At 44.1% G+C, this 6,931-nt stretch carries 6 protein-coding genes and 1 pseudogene; all 7 read left to right on the top strand.

From position 1 onward, the window contains the following. On the top strand, positions 1 to 1,133 hold a 1,133-nt coding region (locus tag ACESTR_RS06560), incomplete at its 5' end, for a Coenzyme F420 hydrogenase/dehydrogenase, beta subunit C-terminal domain (protein WP_373179022.1). Beyond that, the gene (locus ACESTR_RS06555) at positions 1,087 to 2,229 is read left to right on the top strand and encodes a polysaccharide pyruvyl transferase family protein (protein ID WP_014776384.1); all 1,143 of its coding nucleotides are present in this window, start codon (positions 1,087 to 1,089) and stop codon (positions 2,227 to 2,229) included. The genes ACESTR_RS06560 and ACESTR_RS06555, both read left to right, overlap by 47 nt. A 10-nt stretch (positions 2,230 to 2,239) precedes the next feature. Further along, entirely contained in the window at positions 2,240 to 3,421 is a 1,182-nt protein-coding gene (locus tag ACESTR_RS06550; protein ID WP_227042338.1) for a glycosyltransferase, read from the top strand. A 107-nt stretch (positions 3,422 to 3,528) separates the two neighbouring features. After that, positions 3,529 to 4,629 (top strand): hypothetical protein, encoded by a 1,101-nt coding sequence (locus ACESTR_RS06545; protein ID WP_227042339.1) that lies wholly within the window; start codon positions 3,529 to 3,531, stop codon positions 4,627 to 4,629. A 264-nt stretch (positions 4,630 to 4,893) separates the two neighbouring features. Then, positions 4,894 to 5,004, top strand: a pseudogene (locus tag ACESTR_RS06540) (acyltransferase); the annotation flags it as partial. A gap of 125 nt (positions 5,005 to 5,129) precedes the next feature. Continuing rightward, positions 5,130 to 6,110 (top strand): DUF6625 family protein, encoded by a 981-nt coding sequence (locus ACESTR_RS06535; protein WP_270390244.1) that lies wholly within the window; start codon positions 5,130 to 5,132, stop codon positions 6,108 to 6,110. Then, positions 6,103 to 6,675: an acyltransferase family protein gene (locus ACESTR_RS06530; protein ID WP_195559298.1), complete on the top strand. Its 573-nt coding sequence runs from the start codon at positions 6,103 to 6,105 to the stop codon at positions 6,673 to 6,675. Before ACESTR_RS06535 ends, ACESTR_RS06530 begins: the two co-directional genes overlap by 8 nt. The last annotated feature ends 256 nt before the right edge of the window (positions 6,676 to 6,931 follow it).

Here is a 6,931-nt window from a genome sequence, read left to right as displayed (position 1 = left end):
CGTCCTGCATCGTAATGCGTGAAGACGAGGAAGGATTTCTTTATCCGCAAACAGACACGTCGAAATGTATAGATTGCGGCTTGTGCGAAAAAGTATGTCCGGTACTCAATCAGGGCGAAAAGCGGAAGCCGCTCCATGTATATGCGGCAAAAAACACAAAGACTCGGATTCGGCTGCAAAGTTCTTCGGGAGGTATCTTCACCCATATAGCGGAACAGATCATTCAGAAGAACGGCGTGGTTTTCGGTGCCCGTTTCGACGAGAATTGGGCTGTAGAACACGCCTGTACCGAAACGCTCGAAGGACTCGCGGCCATGCGGGGCAGCAAGTATGTGCAAAGCCGTATCGGCCGCACTTACCGGCAGGCGAAAGAATTTCTGGAATCCGGCCGTCCGGTGCTCTTTTCGGGCACTCCCTGTCAAATAAGAGGTTTAAAGCTTTTTTTGGCAAAAGAATATGAAAATCTATTGACTGTAGATTTAGTTTGCCACGGTGTTCCCAGCCCCGAAATCTGGCGACAATATTTACATGAAATAATAGCGACGGGGGGGGGCCGACATCCAAATTCCGAGTTGCGGTCCACATCCCAAATTACGGGCATCAATTTCAGGGACAAGACGACCGGATGGCAGCATTTCAGTTTGCGGTTCATACTCCGCAGAGAAACCGGGGCCGGTCTTCCGGAGACGGCAGACGTGTCCAGAATACACTATAAAGATCCATTCTTTTACTGCTTCCTGTCGCATGTGACCGAAAGATATTCATGCTACGCCTGTCCGGCAAAAGAACTGAAAAGCGGCAGCGACATCACACTCGGCGATTTTTGGGGATTCCGCGGCACCAAGGACTTTCCGGATGACAACAACGGTATAAGTCTGTTGCTGATCAATACGGATCAAGGCAGCAAATATATTACCGGCACATTACGTTCGGAGCAATCCTATGAGAAAGTCATCAAACAAAATCCGATGATCACCGCCAGTCTTATCAAGGATCCGAGAAGAGATACTTTTTATAAGGCGGTTGCAAAGTCTTCGCTGCACCGGCAGAGCAAAAAACTGAGACTAATAAACAAAATCAAAAGATATGCGAATCGGCTTGCTGACCTTGCCCTTGGAAACAGGATACGGTAGCATATTGCAGGCATATGCGCTGAAAACGGTATTGACGCGGCAAGGGCACGAAGTCATACTCATTCGCCGTCTCGTTAAAAAAAAGCGGTTCAACGGCTGGAACATCTTAAAACGAAGTGTCAAAAAATACATATTCAGAAAACCTGCCTGCGTTTTCTACGACAAGAAAATCTACGACGAATACCCCGTAATTACACAACACACGCAACCATTTATCGACAAATGGCTGCAACCCTTTTCACCGGTCTATTATAACAGCAGTGCATACAAAAGCATCCGCGACTTAAAATGCGACGCCTACATCGTAGGTTCTGATCAGGTATGGCGCAAAGGGTGTATGGAGGAAATCAAAGATTATTACTTCTCCCCGATCGACGGCCGTACAGCGAAATTAATTGCCTATGCGGCGTCATTCGGTATCGACAAATGGGCATATTCGAAGAAAGAGACCCGATTCTGCACCCAGAAGCTAAAGGAGTTCACCGCAGTCAGCGTACGGGAAGATTCTGGTATGGAATTATGCAAAAGGCATCTTAACCATACCGCTGAACATGTTTTAGATCCGACAATGCTTCTGACACCTGCGGACTATCGAGCACTCATCGGCGAAGGAGGTGCCGAAAAGTACGCAAACAAAATAACGGCATTCATATTAGACCGTTCCGACGACAAACTGGCGGCGCTGAAAAAAGTCTCGAAAGTTTTAGCCATGGACTACAACTTTGCAGCGACGGAAACCGAAGACAGACTGGCCCCTCTCGAAAAAAGAATAGCGCCATCCGTAGCGGACTGGCTGAAGGCGATGTATTATGCCGATTATATTTTCACGGACTCCTTTCACGGCTGCGTTTTTTCCATTCTGTTCAACAAACCGTTCGTATTATACGTCAACAGAAACAGAGGCGTCGCACGATTCGAGTCGCTGTTGAAGCTGTTCAAGATAGAGAACAGAACCCTATCCGATTCAAACGGATTGGAGAGTTGCCCCATAAGACAATCCATAGACTGGAAGCCCATAAATGCGAAACTGGAAGAAATGCGTTCAAAATCCATGTGCTTCCTCGAAAATGCGCTTACTGCAAGAGACGAACAATAAAATCCGACTGATGAATATAACCTTTCTGCTACGTCTGTGGCCCGTATACGGCGGCGGAGAAACCGTAACGATCTGCCTTGCCAACGAAATGATAAAGCGAGGATGGAATGTATCCGTCTTGTATTTTAAAAACAATACGCGGGCCGACCTGCCTTTCATCGATCCAGCCATAAAGGCCGTTCAAATACCCGATATCCGCTGCGACGAATTTACGACACGCTTTCCCGATGCCGACAAAGTAACCGGCTATCTGAAAGAATATATTCAGGAAAACGACATCCATTATCTTGTCAATCAATGGTGGCCGGTCGAATATATCCGTGGAATAAGGGGACGGTATAAGACAAAGATCATCACATGTCTCCATCAGGCACTTTATACCCCAATGATCGAGGGAACGGGAATAAACGGATTCCTGAAAAAAAGATGCACTTCGCTGTATAAATTCTGGAAAAAGAGACATAGTTGCAGGCAGGTGACAAAGTTCCTACCGCATACGGATAAATATATTTTCCTGTCTCCAGCCTTTCAACGTCAGTACGAGCAATTTGCCAACTATAAAAATACAAATAGCCAGTTGGGTGCCATCCCCAATCCGCGGGTTTACCCGAACGAAATGCGGCCCGAAGATTTGCAGTCGAAAGAGAAGAGCGTTCTTCTCGTAGGCCGGATGGTGGAAATCCAGAAACGCATAACGCGAGCAATCAAAATATGGCGCGCTATTGAAAACGATCCCCGCTTGGACGAGTGGAACTTCCGGATTGTCGGCGAAGGACCGGATTTGGCCATGTATAAACAACTGGCGGAGGCGTTAGGATTAAAACGGATTTCGTTCGAAGGCTTCCGAAATCCGCAGCCCTATTACAAACAGGCCGCCATTTTCATGATGACCTCCGCCTTCGAAGGGTTTCCCATGACATTGGTCGAAGCACAACAATGCGGTGTCGTTCCGGTTGTAATGGATTCCTACCTGTCGCTGCACGACATTGTTGAAACCGGATACAACGGCATCATCGTTTCCAATGAAGACCTTACGGGCTATGTAAACAAAATGAAAGAGCTGATGACAGACACCTCCCTTCGGGAAAAACTGGCAATGAACGGCCTGCACTCCTGCCGCAGATTCTGCGTAGAAGAGATTGTCAACAATTGGGAAGAACTGTTCAACGACCTAAGTGCAAACCGCCGATGATTTCGAATGTCAACAAACTCATAATCTGGATATTGCTTTTTTCATGCTGCTGGGGAATTTTACCTTATCAGTTTGTGTTGCTGCCGGTTGTTTTTGCCTTGTATTATATGATAAAAACCATTCTGGAGAGAAGACCCGGAATGTTTAAGAAGTATTTGATCATATATTTCATATTCTTCATTATCAGCGCATTCTCTTGCATGCATTTTGAAGACCAAAGTTTATCGAAAACATTCACTGCCGTAGCTTGCCTGCAACTTTTCCCGGTCATATCTTATTTCATATTTTTATCCGGCAAATACACAATAAAAGAGATAGAAAAGGCATTAGCAATCGCCTACGTTATTTTTCTATGCTGCTTCACAATCCAACTGATATATCCCGACAAAATATTCAATTTGGCAACGGATTATATGGACATCGGACGATTTACCATGTACGGACAACTGATCGCCTATATCTGTCTATTCTATTTTTACGGGAAATATTTATTTTCAGGCAAGACCAAATACCTATTATACATACTGCCTGCGTTCTTCGTCCTTTTTATAGCAGGATTCAGGACCCAGATGGCTGCCATATTATTGGCATTGGGCCTATTTACCTACTCGGTAAAGAAAATCGCCAGTGTAAAATATATGTTTCTCTTCCTTATTGTCATAGGCGTTCTCTCCCAAACTTCGGTCGTTCAGAACTCCATAAACAACATGATGAAGCGGCAGGAAGCGGGCGACACATTCACCAACGAAGATTATATACGAGTCATCCAGTTCAACTATTTTACAAAAGAGCACTTCAAATCTCCGGTCGAATATGTATTCGGAAGCGGAATCCCCAACCCCAGAACAAAATACGGTCAGCCGTTCTATACTGTCGATCCTGCATTAGGTCCATATAACGGATGGCATGACTGGGGGATCGTCGGACTGAGCTGGATGATCGGGATTCCGGCCGTATTGGCCCTTCTCTTCCCCGTCTTTCGGATCATCAGAAGAAAATGCGACGACAACATTCTCTTTTTGAAATTTTTCTATATTTTTCTGCTGCTGTCAAGTTTCACTACCGTAGAATTCTATCGAGTAGGTTCCTTCTTCTTCCACGGGTTATTATTTTATCTGTACGAACTATACCATAGACGCTCTAAACATGATAACATCGGACACACTCAAAAGGTATTGGGTCAAACTCGCCGTGTTGTTAATAGCTGACGGTGAGAAAAAAGCACAATGGCTGAAAAAGCACCGCATATTCCATCATATCGGAGAAAACTGCAGCTTCAAAACGAATATCCTTCCGGCGGAACCGTTTCTTGTCTGCCTGCACGATAACGTACGCATCGCCGCCGGCTGCCGATTAATCACCCACAGCATGACATGCAACGTATTCAACAGGGCCACCGGCTCCAACCGCTTTTATTGTCAATACGGCAAAATAGAAATCCATAGTAATGTTTTTGTGGGGGGGGCAGTACGATCATGTACGGTGTGACCATCGGTGAAAATTCGATCGTCGCGGCTGGCTCCGTCGTTACAAAGGACGTACCCGCCGGCAGTGTAGTGGGAGGCGTCCCGGCAAAAATCATAGGTACATTCGAAGAATCCATGAAAAAAGCGGAATTGTTCAGCAGCAATTTCAGGGGCAAAACTACGGATTATTCCGTTGCTGCTCTTATGAAGATAAAACCCGTTCAGTTCGATATCGACAAACAATGAAGACAATCTGTTATATAATCCCCTATTTCGGGAAATTACCGAAGAATTTTGCACTTTATCTATTAAGCTGTGCACAAAATCCGACCGTAAATTGGAAAATACTGACTGACGACAGAACGCCTTATGAATTTCCAACGAACGTACACGTCAAATACTGTAATTACGAAGAGGTCAAACAACGGATAAAGGCTTGGTTCGATTTTGAAACCGTGATCGACAGGCCGTGGCGATTATCGCTCTTCAAGCCGGCATATGGAGAAATTTTCGCAGAAGAACTTTCCGGATATGATTTTTGGGGACATTGCGACATTGATCTGATGTGGGGAAATATACGGACATTTTATTCGGAAAACAATCTAAATAAATATGAGCGGCTCGGCTTTTTGGGGCATTCCACACTCTATAAGAACACGCCGGAAGTAAACGCCCGTTACAAGCGGATCGTCCCCGGAGAAATCAATTACAAAGACGTATTCAGCGGCAGAAGCAGCTATAGCTTCGATGAAAACGGGATGGATGCGATTTACCGGTATCTGAACATTCCGTATTTCGACGAAGTGGTCTTTGCAGATCTGGAAAAATATGAACCGGGATTTGTTCTAGGTCATTTTCCCGCCTCGGAAAAGGATAAAAACAAATATCAAATATTCACATGGGAAGACGGCAGGTTATATAGAAACTACCTGCAAAAAGACAGAATTCACCGTGATGAATTTCTGTATATCCATTTTTTCTGCCGTCCCATGAAATACTCGGCCGACCGCTTGTCCCCCGACACGACATATTACATGTATCCCGATGTCATGACTGACAAACAGATCGGAGTAAGCGTGAAAAGCTTGAAAAAATACGGTTCCCGAAACAATATCGCCTTTCTTGCAGAGAGCCTATGGACAAATCGGCATAAGATAACATGGCAGCGAATCCGGAACAATTTCCGCACCTTTTTGAATTATAAACGCCACAAAAATGAGTAATGCTTCTACAGCAACCGATCGCATCAACTGGATCGATTGCATAAAAGGAATAGGTATTTACTTTGTAATTTTGGGACACATCTACAAATGTAACAATATCGGTATGTGGATATATTCATTTCATATGCCGTTGTTTTTTATTCTGTCAGGATACTTAATTGCAGATAAACTCACAGTCCCATGTTACAGCGAATATTTCAAAAAAAAATTCAAATCATTAATCATACCTTTTATTCTTTTCCGTATCGCTCTGATATTGTATTGGTGGGTTGTCGAATCAGGCTTTAGGAAATTGGATCTTGGGCCCATCTGGTTCCTGCCTATACTTTTCTCCATAGAAATAACCATCGTGCCCATACTGCTAAGACACAGATCTCTATTGATGACATCTGTTTATTTATTAATAAACGCAACGTTATTTTTAGCGCTAAAATCATATCCGTATTCGTCCTTTCTATATTGGATTCTGCTCTATTTAAACGGATCGGTTTGGCTTTTGTGGGGCGGGGTAATCAGAAACATTAAGATATTGAATGTCACAGCACTGAGGGGGGGGGCACTGTAATACTATTTTTAGTCAGTATTTTAGGATTTAAGATCAATGGTTCGGTATCAATGTACAGTTCCGTAACCAACAACTACATTCTATATACATTATTCGGACTTTCAGGCAGTTTGTTTATCTTCGGTGTCTGTCGGAATTTCATCGTAAAAAATGCATTCTTGGAATATATCGGAATGAATACTATCACAATATTGGCAATTCACGAACCGATAAAAAGAGTTGTCTTGAAAATATCGGAAATAACATGTTCGCATAT

Source organism: Alistipes sp. DJF_B185 (assembly GCF_964250025.1).
GTDB lineage: Bacteria > Bacteroidota > Bacteroidia > Bacteroidales > Rikenellaceae > Alistipes > Alistipes finegoldii.
The sequence above is the reverse complement of the archived record's forward strand: the minus strand, read 5'-3'. Positions and strand labels throughout refer to the sequence as shown.